Annotated in this window: 14 protein-coding genes; 3 read left to right on the forward strand and 11 right to left on the reverse strand. The window is 60.8% G+C overall.

The window, feature by feature from the left end; genetic code table 11:
* Positions 1-4: 4 nt before the first annotated feature.
* The 5 genes from tsaA to rimO all read right to left on the reverse strand — a co-directional run bounded on the left by tsaA (position 5) and on the right by rimO (position 3927).
* Positions 5-700, reverse strand: a complete 696-nt coding sequence (gene tsaA, locus HU722_RS07075; RefSeq protein WP_065872499.1) for a tRNA (N6-threonylcarbamoyladenosine(37)-N6)-methyltransferase TrmO — start codon at positions 698-700, stop codon at positions 5-7.
* Between the two features lie 3 nt (positions 701-703).
* Complete coding sequence (locus HU722_RS07080) at positions 704-1165, reverse strand: YehS family protein (RefSeq protein ID WP_049709728.1); 462 nt, start codon at positions 1163-1165, stop codon at positions 704-706.
* 68 nt (positions 1166-1233) lie between these two features.
* Positions 1234-1944, reverse strand: coding sequence for an rRNA pseudouridine synthase (locus HU722_RS07085; RefSeq protein WP_065872498.1), 711 nt, complete (start codon positions 1942-1944; stop codon positions 1234-1236).
* 71 nt (positions 1945-2015) lie between these two features.
* Positions 2016-2489, reverse strand: coding sequence for a GNAT family N-acetyltransferase (locus tag HU722_RS07090; protein ID WP_186752306.1), 474 nt, complete (start codon positions 2487-2489; stop codon positions 2016-2018).
* 97 nt (positions 2490-2586) lie between these two features.
* Positions 2587-3927, reverse strand: a complete 1341-nt coding sequence (rimO, locus tag HU722_RS07095; protein ID WP_046384502.1) for a 30S ribosomal protein S12 methylthiotransferase RimO — start codon at positions 3925-3927, stop codon at positions 2587-2589.
* A gap of 291 nt (positions 3928-4218) precedes the next feature.
* On the opposite strand from rimO, the gene HU722_RS07100 reads away from it, so the two are divergent.
* From HU722_RS07100 to HU722_RS07110, 3 genes are all read left to right on the forward strand, one after another.
* Positions 4219-6120, forward strand: coding sequence for a potassium transporter Kup (locus HU722_RS07100; protein WP_065872496.1), 1902 nt, complete (start codon positions 4219-4221; stop codon positions 6118-6120).
* Between the two features lie 126 nt (positions 6121-6246).
* A complete protein-coding gene (locus HU722_RS07105; RefSeq protein WP_065945369.1) occupies positions 6247-7353 on the forward strand; it encodes an NADH:flavin oxidoreductase/NADH oxidase in 1107 nt (368 codons plus the stop codon).
* 274 nt (positions 7354-7627) lie between these two features.
* Entirely contained in the window at positions 7628-7813 is a 186-nt protein-coding gene (locus HU722_RS07110) for a hypothetical protein (protein WP_049709721.1), read from the forward strand.
* Positions 7814-7862: 49 nt separating this feature from the next.
* Here HU722_RS07110 and HU722_RS07115 read toward each other — a convergent pair whose 3' ends face one another.
* The 6 genes from HU722_RS07115 to HU722_RS07140 all read right to left on the reverse strand — a co-directional run bounded on the left by HU722_RS07115 (position 7863) and on the right by HU722_RS07140 (position 16000).
* Entirely contained in the window at positions 7863-9488 is a 1626-nt protein-coding gene (locus tag HU722_RS07115; RefSeq protein ID WP_065890132.1) for a glucan biosynthesis protein D, read from the reverse strand.
* Between the two features lie 205 nt (positions 9489-9693).
* Positions 9694-11556: an NAD(P)-binding protein gene (locus HU722_RS07120; protein ID WP_065945370.1), complete on the reverse strand. Its 1863-nt coding sequence runs from the start codon at positions 11554-11556 to the stop codon at positions 9694-9696.
* Between the two features lie 140 nt (positions 11557-11696).
* On the reverse strand, positions 11697-13121 hold the full coding sequence (locus HU722_RS07125; RefSeq protein WP_065945371.1) for a gamma-aminobutyraldehyde dehydrogenase: 1425 nt from the start codon (positions 13119-13121) through the stop codon (positions 11697-11699).
* A 114-nt stretch (positions 13122-13235) separates the two neighbouring features.
* Positions 13236-14045: an ABC transporter permease gene (locus HU722_RS07130; RefSeq protein WP_049709717.1), complete on the reverse strand. Its 810-nt coding sequence runs from the start codon at positions 14043-14045 to the stop codon at positions 13236-13238.
* Positions 14035-14964 (reverse strand): ABC transporter permease, encoded by a 930-nt coding sequence (locus tag HU722_RS07135; protein WP_186752305.1) that lies wholly within the window; start codon positions 14962-14964, stop codon positions 14035-14037. Before HU722_RS07135 ends, HU722_RS07130 begins: the two co-directional genes overlap by 11 nt.
* 1 nt (position 14965) lies before the next feature.
* Positions 14966-16000 carry an ABC transporter ATP-binding protein gene (locus tag HU722_RS07140; RefSeq protein WP_065880093.1) on the reverse strand — a complete coding sequence of 345 codons (1035 nt, stop codon included), beginning with the start codon at positions 15998-16000 and terminating at the stop codon, positions 14966-14968.
* Positions 16001-16156 lie beyond the last annotated feature (156 nt).

Genomic DNA, 16156 nt, shown 5'->3' on the forward strand with positions numbered 1-16156 from the left:
GCGTTTAGCTGGCTGGAAGCACTTCCAACACACAAATCAGCCCAGCCTCGGGATAGTGCCAACGCACATCCACGTCCCAGAACTGCGCGCCATACTCTCGCTCCGGCCCCGGCGTTTGATACGCCGGCCGTGGGTCCTGCGCCAGGCACTGCTCAATCAACGCCACCAACGGCTCATCCAAGCGCTGAGCATGGCTTTGCGCCTGATGCAGCGCAGTCTTCAGCCATTGCACGGGAATCAGCTGCGGCGCAGCGCTGGCGATCCCGTTGGTGGCCGTGTCGACAATGTCGGCATACGGCACATATGGCTTGATATCCAGCACCGGCGTGCCGTCGAGCAGGTCTATCCCGGAAATCCACAACCGTCCTGGCTCGACCTTGTCCAGTTTCACCACCGACTGGCCAATACCATTGGGGCGATGGGTCGCGCGGGTAGCAAACACGCCCATGGAGGTGTTGCCACCCAAGCGCGGCGGGCGCACTTTCAGGCGTGGCTTGTCTTCCAGGGCCTGGTGGAACAGAAACAGCAGCCACACATGACTGACCTGCTCCAGGCCCTGCACCGCCTCACCCCCGTCGAACGGCGCCACCAATTCCAGCACGCCCCGAGCGGCGGGTGCCAGCTGCGGTTGGCGCGGGATCGCGAACTTCTCCTTGAAGCAGGAGCGCACGAAACCGACGGGCGAGACATGGTAATTCATGGCTTACGCACGAACCCGCAGCGTCAGGCCCTTGAGGAAGTTGCGCAGCAACTGGTCACCGCAGGTCCGGTAGTTGGTGTGGCCGAACTTGCGGAACAGCGCGCTCAACTCAGGCTTGGACACCGGGAACTCGGCCGCCTTGAGGATGGCGTGCATGTCGTCTTCCTTCAGTTCAAAGGCCACGCGCAGCTTCTTGAGGATGATGTTGTTGGTGATCGGGGTTTCGATCGGCTGCGGCGGACGGCTTTCGTCTTTGCCGCGCTTGAAGATCACCAGGCCATCAAGGAAGTGCGCCATGACTTCATCCGGGCAGAACACGAAGCCTTCTTCCTCATCTTTCTTGAGGTAGGTCAGCAGGTCTTCCTTGGTTACGTCCATGCCGCCGAGCTTGGTGATCTCGACCATTTTGTTGTCGCTGATGTCGAGCATGTAGCGCACGCTGCGCAGTACGTCATTGTGAATCATGGTGGGCAATCCTGGTTTTCAACGGTGGACACCGCCCAGGCAGGCGGTGTCGATAATAGGGGAGCGGCTTAGAACTTCTCTTTGCCGGACAGGTAACGCCATTGGCCAACCGGCACTTTGCCGATGGACACGCCGCCGATGCGGATACGACGAATGGCGATGACCTTGAGGCCAACCGCTTCGCAAAACAGTGCAATCACGCCCGGCTGCGGGTTTTTCATTGCAAAACGCAGGCGGTTTTCGTTCTGCCAGCTGGCTTTGACGGCCGGCAGCTCCTTGCCTTTGTAGGTCAGGCCGTGGTTCAGGCGGTTGAGGCCGTGGGCAACCATGTCACCCTCGACTTCCACCACGTATTCCTGCTCGATCTTGGCGGCATCGGCGGTCAGCTTGCGCAGGATCTTCCAATCCTGCGTGAACACCAGAAGGCCGCTGGCCTTGGCTTGCAGGTCGGCGCTGGCGGTCAGGCGCAGGAAGTGGCCCTTGAGCGGGCGCTTGCTGAAGCGATGTTCTTCCGAGAGTGTTTCGGCGCTGATCGACGCCATGGCCGTTTCGGCATCCACGCCGACAGGGGCGTGCAGCAGGATGGTCACCGGCTCGGGCACCGTGGCCTTGGCCTCGGGGTCGAGTTCGACCTTCTGGGTGGTGACCTTGAACTGCGGCTCGTCGATCACTTCACCGTCCACCGAGACCCAGCCGCCTTCAATGAACAGCTCAGCCTCCCGACGGGAGCAACCGACCAGTTCGATAAGGCGTTTGGAGAGGCGTATGGGGTCAGTCATGACAAGGGCCGTAACAAAAGGGGGCGGCTATTGTACCTGCCTGGAGCCGGTTAATCCCGGCCCCATTTCATTTAACCCTGGCGGGACTGCTGTTGCGCCTGGCGTAAACGCAGACGCAGCAACGGATAAGGCTGGCCCAGGCCATCATGTTCCGTGCGTCCGATCACCTCGAAGCCTTGCTTGAGGTAAAAGCCCAGGGCCTGGGGGTTCTGTTCGTTCACCTCGAGTTCGTCGGCGTTCATGCGTTCAATGGCATAGCGCAGCAATTGCCGGCCAAGGCCCTGGCCCCGGTGCTGCGGGTCGATAAACAGCATTTCGACCTTGCCCGCGGCCACGCCAGCGAACCCGGTGATGCATTGATGCGAGTCCTTGGTGCAGATCAGCATCACTGTGTCCAAATAGTGCGTCAGCACCAGATGCCTCAGTCGCTCGATGTAGCTCTCCGGCAAAAAATCGTGGGTGGCCCGCACTGAGGACTCCCAGATTTCAGTCAGTTTTTGATAATCGCTGGTTTTGGGGGTATGGATAACCGAATGCTGACGCATGCCGCTGCTTCCTGCCAGTGAGGGGCGATGGGCAAACGATAGACCTAAAAAAGCCCCACATCTTGATCAGATGCAGGGCTTTTGATTTTGTCGCCGATCAGTCGCGCTTTTCAGCCCACAAATCGTACTCGTCGGCGTCCGTCACGGTGCACCAGACCTTGTCACCCGGCTTCAAGCCGCTGGCATCGTCGATAAACACGTTACCGTCGATTTCCGGTGCATCGAAGAAGCAGCGGCCAACCGCGCCTTGCTCGTCGACTTCGTCGATCAGCACTTCGATTTCCTTGCCGATGCGCAGTTGCAGGCGCGCCGAGCTGATAGCCTGCTGGTGCGCCATGAAACGCTCCCAACGGTCCTGCTTGACGTCGTCCGGCACTACGGCCAGGTCCAGCAGGTTGGCCGGGGCGCCTTCAACCGGTGAGTACTGGAAGCAGCCGACGCGATCCAGTTGGGCTTCTGTCAGCCAGTCCAGCAGGTACTGGAAGTCTTCTTCGGTTTCGCCGGGGAAGCCGACGATGAAGGTCGAACGGATGATCAGCTCCGGGCAGATCTCGCGCCAGTTCTTGATGCGCGCCAGGGTCTTGTCTTCGAATGCCGGGCGTTTCATGGCCTTGAGCACTTTCGGGCTGGCGTGCTGGAACGGGATGTCCAGGTACGGCAGGATCTTGCCGGCGGCCATCAGCGGGATCAGCTCGTCCACGTGCGGGTACGGGTAAACGTAGTGTAGGCGCACCCACACACCCAGGCTGCTCAAGGCTTCGCAGAGTTCGGTCATGCGGGTTTTCACCGGCGCGCCGTTCCAGAAGCCGGTGCGGTATTTCACGTCGACGCCGTAGGCGCTGGTGTCCTGGGAGATCACCAGCAGCTCTTTCACGCCGGATTTGACCAGGCGCTGGGCCTCGTCCAGTACGTCACCCACCGGGCGGCTGACCAGCTTGCCGCGCATCGACGGGATGATGCAGAAGCTGCAGCTGTGGTTGCAGCCTTCGGAGATCTTCAGGTACGCGTAGTGGCGCGGGGTCAGCTTGATGCCTTGCGGCGGCACCAGGTCAATCAGCGGGTTGTGGTCCTGGCGTGGCGGCACCACCTGGTGCACGGCGTTGACCACCTGCTCGTACTGCTGCGGGCCGGTCACCGCGAGCACGCTTGGGTGCACATTGCGGATATTGCCTTCTTCCACACCCATGCAGCCGGTCACGATGACCTTGCCGTTTTCCTTGATCGCTTCGCCGATCACTTCCAGCGACTCTGCCTTGGCCGAGTCAATGAAGCCGCAGGTGTTGACCACCACCACGTCAGCGTCCTGGTAGGTGGACACAACGTCATAGCCTTCCATGCGCAGTTGCGTGAGGATGCGCTCGGAGTCAACCAGAGCCTTCGGGCAACCCAGGGAAACAAAGCCAACCTTGGGGTTGGCTTTTGCGATGGTGGTGGACATGTCTAACCTCGGTATTGAATGACGCTGCCGATCGTGCACGACGAGACAACGGATGGGCACTTGAAGTGTGCCTCTGATCAAAAAGTGCGCAATTCTAGCGACGGGCAGCGCACTTGACCAGCTTTATGCAGCGAAAAGCGACGAGTGCTGCGCTATGCTTCGCGCCGTTGCGCGTAGGTAAAATCCTAAGGTCAATAAAACGTCTGTTACGAGAAGTAAAACAGCGCATGCTAGGGTCAGCTTAGAGGCGTTGTTTATAAAGACCGCAGGTCATAAGGGCAGGAGTGGTTGATGGGTCAGGCAAGTAGTCCGGCGGCAGGCGCCGAGCATTCCACCGCAAAGCCGATTGGCATGCTGGTGGCAGCGGTCGGGGTGGTTTACGGCGATATCGGGACCAGCCCGCTCTACACCCTTAAAGAGGTGTTCAACGGCGGCTATGGGGTTCAGGTCAACCATGACGGTGTGCTGGGGATCCTGGCGCTGATCTTCTGGTCGCTGATTTGGGTCGTCTCGATCAAATACATGCTGTTTGTGCTGCGCGCCGACAACCAGGGCGAGGGCGGCATCATGGCTCTGACTGCACTGGCGCGACGGGCGGCGGGGGAGCGCAAGAAGCTGCGCAGCTTCCTGGTGGTGTGTGGCCTGTGCGGCGCGGCGCTGTTCTACGGCGACAGCATGATCACCCCGGCGATTTCCGTGTTATCGGCGGTTGAAGGCCTGGAGCTGGCGTTCGACGGCTTGGAAAAATGGGTCGTGCCCATCGCCCTTGTTGTGCTGGTGGCCTTGTTCCTGATCCAAAAGCACGGCACTGACCACATCGGCAAGCTGTTCGGACCTGTGATGGTGACCTGGTTCCTGGTCCTGGGCGGTCTCGGTGTGTATGGCATCACCCTGCATCCTGAGGTACTCAGTGCCATGAACCCGATGTGGGCGGTGCGCTTCTTCGAGGCTCACCCGGGCATTGGCGTGGCTATCCTTGGCGCGGTGGTGCTGGCACTGACCGGCGCCGAAGCACTGTACGCCGACATGGGCCACTTCGGCCGCAAACCCATTGCCCGCGCCTGGTTCATCCTGGTGCTGCCGGCGCTGGTACTCAATTATTTCGGCCAAGGCGCGATGCTGCTGGGTGACCCGGAAGCCGCGCGCAACCCGTTCTACCTGCTGGCACCCAGCTGGGCGTTGATCCCGCTGGTGGTGTTGTCCACCCTGGCCACGGTGATTGCGTCCCAGGCGGTGATTTCCGGTGCGTTCTCGTTGACGCGCCAGGCGATCCAACTGGGCTACATCCCGCGCATGCATATCCAGCACACCTCCAGTGCCGAGCAGGGCCAGATCTACATCGGCGCGGTGAACTGGTCGCTAATGGTGGGCGTGATCCTGCTGGTGCTGGGGTTCGAATCCTCCAACGCATTGGCGTCGGCCTACGGCGTGGCGGTAACCGGCACCATGCTGATGACGACCATCCTGGTGTCGGCGGTGATGTTGTTGCTGTGGAAATGGCCGCCGATCCTGGCAGTACCGGTCTTGGTCTGCTGCCTGCTGGTGGACGGGCTCTACTTCGCCGCCAACGTGCCGAAGATCATCCAGGGCGGCGCCTTCCCGGTTTTGGCGGGGATCGTGTTGTTCGTGCTGATGACCACCTGGAAGCGCGGCAAACAATTGCTGGTGGAGCGTCTCGACGAAGGCGGCCTGCCGCTGCCGATCTTTATCAGCAGTATCCGCGTGCAGCCACCCCATCGGGTCCAGGGCACCGCCGTGTTCCTCACCGCGCGCCCGGACGCTGTGCCCCACGCGCTGTTGCACAACCTGCTGCATAACCAGGTGTTGCATGAGCAAGTGGTGTTGCTGACGGTGGTCTATGAGGACATTCCTCGCGTACCGGCGGCACGGCGCTTCGAAGTGGATGCCTACGGCGAAGGCTTCTTCCGGGTGATCCTGCACTTTGGTTTTACCGACGAGCCGGACGTGCCTGAAGCGCTGAAGTTGTGTCACTTGGATGACCTGGACTTCAGCCCGATGCGCACCACGTACTTCCTCAGCCGCGAGACGGTGATCGCCTCTCGCATCAAGGGCATGGCGCGCTGGCGCGAGGCGTTGTTCGCGTTCATGTTGAAGAATGCCAACGGCAACCTGCGCTTCTTCAAACTCCCGGTAAACCGGGTGATCGAGCTGGGTACCCAGGTCGAAATGTAAGCTTTTGCAACACGGGAGCCGGCAATCGGCTCCCGCTTCTCTTTCTGAACCCTGTGCATTCCACCGTTGTCGACTAGGCTCTAAGCACTGTTGAACAGTGCCCATAGAACCCAGAAGAGGTGCGCCATGAGTCAGCTGCTCGAACCCTATACCCTGCGCCAATTGACCCTGCTCAATCGCATCGCGGTCTCGCCGATGTGCCAGTATTCGGCGGTCGACGGCCTGGCCAATGATTGGCACTTGGTACACCTTGGCAGCCGTGCGGTCGGCGGTGCGGGGCTGATTTTTACCGAAGCCACCGCTGTCACCGCTGATGGCCGCATCACCGCTCAGGACCTGGGCTTGTGGAACGACGCACAGATCGAACCGTTGCGACGCATCACGCGCTTTATTGCGGCACAGGGCGCTGTGGCCGGCATTCAATTGGCTCACGCCGGGCGCAAGGCCAGCACCCATCGGCCATGGATCGGCAAGCACGGCAGTGTCCAGGCGGAGGAGGGCGGCTGGGTGCCGGTAGGGCCCTCGCCGATTGCCTTCGATCCTCAGCACACTCAACCCAAGCAGTTGGATGAGGGGCAGATCCACCAAGTGATCGCCGATTTTGTCGCCGCCGCCAAGCGTGCGTTGACCGCGGGTTTTGAAGTGGTGGAAATCCACGCAGCGCATGGTTACCTGTTGCATCAATTCCTGTCGCCGATCAGCAATCAGCGTCAGGACAGGTACGGCGGCTCGTTTGAAAACCGTATCCGCCTGGTGCTGCAGGTCACAGAGGCCGTGCGTGAAGCCTGGCCCCAGGAGCTGCCGTTGTTTGTGCGGGTGTCGGCCACCGACTGGGTGGAAGATGGCTGGAACCCTGACGAAACCGTGGAACTGGCGCGACGCCTGAAAGACCTTGGCGTGGACCTGATTGACGTATCGTCCGGTGGCACGGCCGCTAACGCCGAGATCCCTACCGGCCCGGGCTACCAGACCCGTTTCGCCGAGCGGGTGCGCAAAGAGTCGGGCATGGCTACCGGCACCGTTGGCATGATCACCGAGCCGGCCCAGGCCGAGCACATCCTGCGCACCTGCCAGGCCGACATCATCTTCCTGGCGCGTGAACTGCTGCGTGACCCTTACTGGCCGCTGCATGCCGACGACGACCTGGGCGGGCGCAAGGCGATCTGGCCGGCGCAGTATCAAAGGGCGACCCATCGCGACCAGCCGATTCATGAGTCTGATCTGCGCGATTAATCCGCTGTTGGACTCGCTGACTGAAACCCACCTGACCCGGTGGGTTTTTTACGCGCGCAGGTGTCGGATATGTCTGTAGGTATTTGTTACCTAAGCAATTATTTAAGTTAATACTCTAAAAAAATCCCACACGAGAGCAGATTTTTTCTACCCTTAGGGTAAGCCTGATTTCTGGCCCAGGAAGTCAGTGGGTTTGCTCACTGAGGCATTGCGCTTCATGGGAGACGGGTAATGGGCAACAGGAGTATTCGATGCATATCAGGAGAACCAGTCCATGGCCAAGTCCTATGGTGTAGCGGGTGTGGTGACGTCTTTTCTGACCCGCAGGATGTCGTTGCGGGGGCGAAGGTTGAGCTCAGATGAAGTGGAATTGCTGGCGCAGTACCGCGCCCTGACCGAGAACGATCAGATGGCAATGCGCTATTTGATTGGGGCGATGAAGAGTGTGTCGCGGTTCTGAGGATCGTCGTTAAACAAGGTGGGAGCTGGCAAGCCAGCTCCCACCGGTATCACGTGTACTTACGCTGGTCCGGTGCCGGCGGGAAGTACTGATACAACCAGGTTTCACTCAAGGTGCGGTCCTGGGTACGGATAAACAGGCGCAGTTCCACCGGCTCCACGCTGTCGCTGGTCGGGTACCAGTCGAACAGGATGCGGTAGCCCTTGATGTTATCCAGCACCAGCACGCTGAAATCCTTGACCTGGCCATGGGAGCACGTCACCACTGGCTCAATCCCTGTGCCGGGTGGCAGGCGGTCCAGGCCACCGCCCTTGAAGTCTACGGCGAAACGGCGCGCCCACACCTCAGGGTAGTGCTCACCCGGTGCCCAACCTTCGATAAAGCCACCCATGCCTGAGCGGGTCGCGTCTACCTGGGCCAACGGCGTGCTCACCGGTGGCAGGGCGCTCCAGTACAGCTTGTAGCCGTAGTTCAGTGATTCGCCGGCTGCCACGGGTTTTTTTGGGGTCCAGAAGGCCACGATGTTATCGAGGGTCTCGCCGGTTGTAGGAATTTCCAACAGGTCGATGGAGCCTTCACCCCAAGCCGTGGTGGGTTCAACCCATAGGCTCGGGCGCTTGCTGTACCAGTCCACGGTGTCCTGGTAACTGGCGAACTCATGGTCGGTCTGCACCAGGCCAAAGCCTTTGGGGTCGGTGTCGGCAAACGCGTTGAACTGCAGCTTGGCCGGGTTGTTCAGCGGGCGGCAGATCCATTCGCCATTGCCGCGCCACATCGCCAGGCGGTCCGAGTCGTGGATTTGCGGGTGGATGGTGTCGCACATGCGGCGCTCATGGGTACCGCAACTGAACATGCTGGTCATCGGCGCGATGCCCAGTTGTTCGATGGCGGTACGCGCATTGATGTGCGCATCGATCGCCATCACCACCTGGTTGGCCTGGCAGTCGATATCGAAGCGGTAGGCGCCGGTGGCGCTCGGCGAGTCGAGCAGGGCGTAGACCACGAAGCGGGTGGCGTTCTTGTCCGGGGTTTCGAACCAGAACTGCGTGAAATCGGGGAATTCCTCGCGTTTTTTCGCGTAGGTGTCGATGGCCAGGCCACGGGCGGAGAGGCCGTACTGGCCGGTGGAATCCACTGCGCGAAAGTAGCTCGCGCCGAGAAATGACAGCACATCATGGCGGTCCAGTTCCGGCGCCTTGAACAGCTTGAAGCCGGAGAAACCCAGGTCGCCGGTCAGCTGTTTGGTGTCGACCGTGGTTTTTTCATAGTTGAACAGCGAAGGGCGGAAATGCACCTCACGGGCTTCGCGGGTCTTGGGGTCGACGCTGTGCATGCGCACCGGCGTCTTGAACCCCATGCCGACGTGGAAGAACTGCACGTCGAGCTGGCCGTTCAATTCCTTCCACAACGAGTGGTTGCCGTCGTAGCCGATGGCGTTGAAATTCTGCGGGGTCATGGTCGCCAGGGTGGGCGGCAGCACTTGTTTCGTGTCTTTGTAAGCGGTCCCGGCGAGTTGCTTGGCCTGGGCCTTCAGCGATTCGAAATCGAACGCCACGGCCTTGCCATCGGCGGCACGGTTCCCGGCCCAGGCCTGGGCGGCAAGCAGGCCGCTGGCCGACAAACCGGTGTAAGCCGCAATGGCCATGGACGCTTTGAGCAAATTCCTGCGGTGCATAGAGACAACCTGTCGTGAGCAAATCCCGCGCCGTTCCTGGCACGTAGCGGATCAGAAATTACGGTTCGGACATGCCTTCGGCCAAACGCAACGGACATTAAACAGACGCCGGATAGCTTAAGCGGTTCGATGACGCAGGAAAATTGATTGATAGCGGGGTGATGGCGTTGCATGTGAAACAAGACATTTCCAGGTCCTTCTCAGGTCAGCTCACTTCAGCGACTGCCCGATACGCCTCATCAATCGCCGCATGCGCATACGCACTCCACGCGGCGTCCGAATTGGCAATGCTCACATGCCCCACCGGCTTCCTCGCCAGCTTCATCCACGCTTCGTTCTCATCGGTATCATCAAACAAGCTGTTGGAGAAGCTCGCATAACCATGTGACCAGCGGTTGACAGTGATCGCCAGAATATCGGTCTGGTGGTTGAACCCACCCGGCCCAAGCATGCGTTGCAATTGGTCACGCAACTGCGCTTCCAGTTGCTCGAACGTCTGCCCATATAACTTGCCTCGCCCGGCGCGTGCCTGGTCGCGGGCGTTCATGCCGCTGTTGGGGCTGGTGGGTACGTAGACCATATGCAAGCCAATCGGCTGCGTCGGGTCGCGCGGGTGGTCGTAGCCGCCCATGCTCACCGGGTAGTCCAGTTTGATCCGGCTGTAAGGCTGGGTTGCCGCGTAAATTTCGTGCACGCCCAGTTTCTGGAACGACTGCCAATTGCGGATCACCACCTTGGTGTACACCAGCGGGTATTTGACGTTCTGGCTCAGGGCATGGGCTTGGGGCGCGGGCAGGTCCTTCAACAGGTAAGGAATCATCATGTTGTAGCAGGCCAGGATGCAGCGTTTGCCGCGCACCTGTGCGAGTTGTCCGCCACGGCTGTAGCCGATGTGCACGCCGTCACCGACGTTACGCACACTCACCGCCGTGCTATTCAAACGCAGCCGCACCGCCGCCTTGGGTTGATCGAGCCTGGCGTAATCAAAGGCCGCCAGCACGATATCGTCCATGGTATGGCCCGGCGCCACACCTGGGATGAGGCTGCGCACCAGCAACCGCGCCACCGACGCATTGCCGTCCGGGAAATGGTAGATGTAGGGCTCTTCCATTTCCGCCGCCGCTTCTTCACTGATTGGCGCCAGATTCATCCCGGCAAAGCCAGGGAAACCCACGTTATAAGCGTCGGACGACGCCACCGCATCAATGCTCAGGGCCATGAAGTCATTGGTGCGGCTCTGGAAGTACTTCACCGCGCCTTCGGAAAGTCCTACGTTCTTGCGTAAAAAATCCCGGTAGCTGGTGGCTGCCAGGTAGGCGGCTTTTTCGTTGGCGGTCTTGCCCAGCAGGTAATCCTTGGGCGCTGTGTGCAGCTCGATCAGGGCCTGGCGGTCCGCGGCTGGCAACGGAAAGTCATTGATGAAATCGCCGATGGCGCGCGCATTCAGTCGGTCCGGGGCGATGTCGTCGGCCACCATCGGCGTTGGGTCGCCGGTCACCAGTTTGTCTTCGCCGAAGTTTTCCTTGTCGAAAAACACCCCGCGCGACAGGCCGAGGCCAGGGTAGAACTGGCGGTCGAAGGCGGTTTCGAAGCGCTTGATGTTCACCCCGAGCTTTTTCAACAGCCCGTTCACGTGCTTGCTGTAAAGGTGGTTGGGCGACTGGAACGCCTCGCTGCCACCGTAGCCGATGATCATGCGGCCGCCGGCCTGGAACTCGTTGCGCTTGGCGTGGCCGCCGAAGTCGTCGTGGTTTTCCAGGATCAGGATCTTCGCCTTGGGGTGCTTCTCGCGGTAGAACCACGCCGCCGACAACCCACTCAAGCCGCCACCCACGACCACTAGATCGTAATCCTCGGTGATCGGTAGTTTTTCGGTGTCGAACACCTTCTTTTCCCAGCCCATCTGGTGCGCCACTTCAAACGAGCCGACATGGCTGCCGCGCAAGCCGGTAAGGGCGGGTGGGTAGTAACGACCATCGGGAGCGGCTTGAAGCAGTTGCAGCGGGGTCATACCGGCGGCAATGGTGACAGCGACGCCGTTGAGGAAGTCGCGGCGGGTGATATCCATGGGAACCTGCGAATTATTTATTGTTATAAGGAGATCCCCTGTGGGAGCGGGCTTGCTCGCGAATACGGTGTGTCAGTCGACACATGTGTGCCGGATGTACCGCATTCGCGAGCAAGCCTGCTCCCACAGGGGGCACAGCATTAGTGCTTGAACATCACATGGCGAACGGTGGTGTAGTCCTCCAGCCCGTACATGGACATGTCCTTGCCGTAGCCGGACAGTTTCTGACCGCCGTGAGGCATTTCGCTGACGAGCATGAAGTGGGTGTTCACCCAGGTGCAGCCGTACTGCAAGCGCGCGGCCAAACGATGGGCGCGTCCTGCATCGGCGGTCCATACGGATGACGCCAGGCCGTAGTCCGAATCATTGGCCCAGCCCAGCACTTGCGCTTCATCGGTGAACTTGGTCACCGACACCACGGGCCCGAATACCTCGCGGCGCACGATCTCGTCGTCCTGCTGCGCGTCGGCCAGCACGGTCGGCTCAAAGAAGAAACCATTGCCTTCCACCGCCTTGCCGCCGGTGACCAGGCGAATATGCGGTTGTGCCACGGCGCGTTCGACAAACCCGGCGACACGGTCGCGATGCTGAGCGGTAATCAGCGGGCCCAGTTCGGTGGCCGGATCATCCTGCAAACCGTACTTGATGCTGGCGACCGCGGCGCCGAGCTTCTCGACAAACGCATCGTAGATGTCCGCTTGCGCGTAGATCCGGCACGCAGCGGTGCAATCCTGCCCGGCGTTGTAGAAGCCAAAGGTGCGAATGCCTTCCACGGCAGCATCGATATCGGCATCGTTGAAGATGATCACCGGCGCCTTGCCGCCCAGCTCCATGTGCATGCGCTTAACGCTGTCGGCGGTGCTGGAAATGATGTTTGCACCGGTGGCGATGGAGCCGGTCAGCGAGACCATGCGCACTTTCGGATGATTCACCAGTGGGCTGCCGACGGTTGGCCCACGCCCGAACACCAGATTGAGTACGCCGGCCGGGAAAATTTCAGCGGCCAGTTCGACCATGCGCAACGCGGTCAGCGGGGTTTGTTCTGACGGCTTGAGCACCACGGTATTACCGGCGGCGAGCGCCGGGGCAATTTTCCAGGCGACCATCATCAGTGGGTAGTTCCAGGGTGCGATGGAGGCAATCACGCCCACCGGGTCGCGGCGGATCATCGAGGTGTGCCCGGGCAAGTACTCACCGCCGGCCGAGCCGCTCATGCAACGGCTGGCACCGGCAAAGAAGCGGAACACGTCGGCAATCGCCGGGATTTCATCGTTCAGCGCGGCGCTGTAAGGCTTGCCGCAGTTGTCCGATTCCAGCTTGGCCAGCTCTTCCCCATGGGCTTCGATCACGTCCGCCAGCTTCAGCAGCAACAGCGAGCGATCCTTGGGCGCGGTTTGCGACCAGCCTTCGAAGGCGGCATCGGCAGCGCGCACGGCGGCGTCGACCTGGGCTTCGCTGGCTTCCTTGATTTCCACCAGCACGCGGCCGAGTGCCGGGTTGAATATGGCTTGGGCCGGGCCTTCGCCTTCTACCAGTTGGCCGTTGATCAGTAGCTTGGTTTGCATGGTTCAGCTCTCCTAAAACGAGTGTTTACCCCTGAATAAATGCGATTCAAATGTGGGAGCTGGCAAGCCAGCTCCCACATTGACCGTGTTTCTTCAGAGGCAGGGTCTTGTCAGTTATTTACCGCCACTCCCCGCCACGCTTTCACCGCCGCGCGTCAGGTAATACGCACCGAGAATCGGCACCATCGTCACCAGCATCACCAGCATCGCCACCACGTTGGTCACCGGCACGTCGCGTGGGCGGCTGAGCTGGTTGAGCAGCCACAGCGGCAAGGTGCGCTCGTGGCCGGCGGTGAAGGTGGTGACGATGATTTCGTCGAAGGACAGCGCAAACGCGAGCATGCCGCCAGCCAGCAGCGCCGAGCCGAGGTTGGGCATGATGATGTAGCGAAAGGTCTGCCAGCCGTCGGCGCCCAGGTCCATTGAGGCTTCGATCAGGCTGTGGGAGGTGCGGCGCAAGCGCGCGATGACGTTGTTGTAGACGATCACCACGCAGAACGTCGCGTGGCCGACGATGATGGTGAACATCCCCGGCTCAATGCCCAACGTCTTGAACGTCGCCAGCAGCGCGATACCGGTGATGATCCCCGGCAGCGCAATTGGCAGGATCAACATCAACGACACGCCTTGCTTGCCGAAGAACTCGCGGCGATACAACGCCGCCGACGCCAACGTGCCAAGCACCATCGCAATCAGCGTGGCGATGGCGGCGATCTGCAAGGACAACTTGATCGACTCCAGCACGTCCGGCCGGGCGAAGGCCACGCTGAACCACTTCAAGGTAAAGCCTTGGGGCGGGAAGCTGAACGCGGCTTCTTCGGTGTTGAAGGCGTAGAGGAAGATGATCAGGATCGGGAAGTGCAAAAACACCAGGCCGCCCCAGGCTGCGATCTTCAAACTCAAACTGGATTTTTCAGAGTGCATCGAAGGCCCCCAGGCGTTTGACGATGGACAGGTAAACCGCGATCAGCACGATGGGCACCAACGTGAACGCTGCGGCCATGGGCATATTGCCGATGGCGCCTTGCTGCGCGTACACCATGCCGCCGACGAAGTAACCCGGTGGGCCCACCAGTTGCGGCACGATGAAATCGCCCAGGGTCAGCGAGAACGTGAAGATGGAACCGGCGGCAATCCCCGGAATCGACAGCGGCAGAATCACCTGCATGAAGGTCTGGCGCGGCTTGGCGCCAAGGTCGGCCGAAGCCTGTAGCAGCGACGGCGGTAAACGCTCCAGGGACGCCTGGATCGGCAGAATCATGAACGGCAGCCAGATATAAACGAAGACCATGAACCGCCCCAGGTGCGAGGTGCTCAAGGTGCTGCCGCCCACGCCGGGAATGCCCAGCACGAACTGCAACACGGGCTCCAGCCCCAAGTGCTGCACGAACCACTGCGCCACGCCGCCCTTGGCCAGCAGCAAGGTCCAGGCGTACGCCTTGACAATGTAGCTGGCCCACATTGGCATCATCACTGCGATGTAGAAAAACGCCTTGGTCTTGCCCGTGGTGTAGCGCGCCATGTAATAGGCAATCGGGAACGCGACCACCGCACTGGCAATCGACACCACAATCGCCATGCTCAAGGTGCGCACGATGATGTCGAAGTTCGACGGCTGGAACAGCGCGGCGAAGTTGGCCAGGGTCAAGTCCGGCGTGACCGCCATGGTGAAGTCGTCAAACGTATAGAAGCCTTGCCACAGCAGGGTCAGCAGCGAGCCCAGGTAGATCGCGCCAAACCAGATCAGCGGCGGCACCAGCAGCATCGCCAGGTAGAGGTTGGGGTTGCGGTACAGCAGGTTGGAAAACCTGCGCATCGGCGGTTGGGATAGGGCCAGGCTCATGTCACACCTCGCCTGCGATGTCGGTCAGCGGCGTCATGGCTTCCCGCGCCCAGCGGGCGGTGATGGACTGGCCGACCTGATGGCCGCTGCTGATGTCCAGCCACTGGTTGTTGGCCTGGCTGATGTTCAGCGCCTGGCCGTTTTCCAGCTTCAGCTCATAGCGCGTGGCGCTGCCCTGGTACTGGATATCGTGCAGCACACCGCTGACTTCCACGTCGCCGGCACCCAGCGGACCTTCGGCAAAACGCACGTGCTCCGGGCGGATCGAGAAGGGCTGCGGGTTGCCGCTGAGGCGCTGGGCCAGTTCGCCGCGAATCACGTTGGACGTGCCGACGAACTCGGCGACAAAGGCAGTGGCGGGCTTCATGTACAGGTTGCGCGGGGTGTCGACTTGCTCGATGCGACCTTTGTTGAACACCGCCACACGGTCAGACATCGACAGCGCTTCAGTCTGGTCGTGAGTCACGAAAATAAAGGTGATGCCGAGTTGGCGTTGCAGTTTTTTCAGCTCGCTCTGCATCTGCTCACGCAGCTTGAGGTCGAGGGCGCCCAACGGCTCATCCAGCAGCAATACGCGTGGGCGATTGACCAGGGCGCGGGCCAGGGCTACGCGCTGACGCTGCCCACCGGAAAGCTGCACCGGCTTGCGCTCGCCATAACCGCCGAGGGCGACCATCGCCAAGGCTTCTTCGGCGCGATGGAGGCGTTCGGCCTTGCCGACGCCCTTGACCTTGAGGCCGTAGGCGACGTTGTCGCGCACATTCATATGGGGGAACAGCGCGTAGTCCTGGAACACAGTGTTTACATCGCGCTGATACGGCGGCAAGCCGGCGGCTTCCTCGCCGTGGATACGGATCGAGCCTGCGCTCGGGTGTTCGAACCCGGCGATCAGGCGCAGGCAGGTGGTCTTGCCTGAGCCGGAAGGGCCGAGCATGGAAAAGAACTCGCCGTCCTGGATGTCGATGGAAACCCGGTCAACGGCTTTCACTTCGCCGAACTGACGGGAAACGTGGGTGAATTGGACTGCAAGGGTCATGGTGCGGTGCTCCAAAAAGGCGCGGGTCGTCGCAGCGGCCCGGCCTGGACTTCTGAAAAAGCGGGGAATCTGTGAACGCGGTCAAAAATGTGGGAGCGGGCTTGCTCGCGAAAGCGGTGGATCAGTTACAGATGTGTTGGTTGACACACCGCATTC

It is taken from the genome of Pseudomonas tritici (assembly GCF_014268275.3).
Lineage (GTDB): Bacteria > Pseudomonadota > Gammaproteobacteria > Pseudomonadales > Pseudomonadaceae > Aquipseudomonas > Aquipseudomonas tritici.

Coding starts and splice junctions, on each gene's coding strand:
- HU722_RS07100 (WP_065872496.1), top strand. CDS start 4,219: ATGGGTCAGGCAAGTAGTCCGGCGGCAGGCGCCGAGCATTCCACCGCA.
- HU722_RS07080 (WP_049709728.1), bottom strand. CDS start 1,165: ATGATTCACAATGACGTACTGCGCAGCGTGCGCTACATGCTCGACATC.
- tsaA (WP_065872499.1), bottom strand. CDS start 700: ATGAATTACCATGTCTCGCCCGTCGGTTTCGTGCGCTCCTGCTTCAAG.
- HU722_RS07135 (WP_186752305.1), bottom strand. CDS start 14,964: ATGAGCCTGGCCCTATCCCAACCGCCGATGCGCAGGTTTTCCAACCTG.
- HU722_RS07115 (WP_065890132.1), bottom strand. CDS start 9,488: ATGCACCGCAGGAATTTGCTCAAAGCGTCCATGGCCATTGCGGCTTAC.
- rimO (WP_046384502.1), bottom strand. CDS start 3,927: ATGTCCACCACCATCGCAAAAGCCAACCCCAAGGTTGGCTTTGTTTCC.
- HU722_RS07105 (WP_065945369.1), top strand. CDS start 6,247: ATGAGTCAGCTGCTCGAACCCTATACCCTGCGCCAATTGACCCTGCTC.
- HU722_RS07140 (WP_065880093.1), bottom strand. CDS start 16,000: ATGACCCTTGCAGTCCAATTCACCCACGTTTCCCGTCAGTTCGGCGAA.
- HU722_RS07090 (WP_186752306.1), bottom strand. CDS start 2,489: ATGCGTCAGCATTCGGTTATCCATACCCCCAAAACCAGCGATTATCAA.
- HU722_RS07110 (WP_049709721.1), top strand. CDS start 7,628: ATGGCCAAGTCCTATGGTGTAGCGGGTGTGGTGACGTCTTTTCTGACC.
- HU722_RS07130 (WP_049709717.1), bottom strand. CDS start 14,045: ATGCACTCTGAAAAATCCAGTTTGAGTTTGAAGATCGCAGCCTGGGGC.
- HU722_RS07120 (WP_065945370.1), bottom strand. CDS start 11,556: ATGGATATCACCCGCCGCGACTTCCTCAACGGCGTCGCTGTCACCATT.
- HU722_RS07125 (WP_065945371.1), bottom strand. CDS start 13,121: ATGCAAACCAAGCTACTGATCAACGGCCAACTGGTAGAAGGCGAAGGC.
- HU722_RS07085 (WP_065872498.1), bottom strand. CDS start 1,944: ATGACTGACCCCATACGCCTCTCCAAACGCCTTATCGAACTGGTCGGT.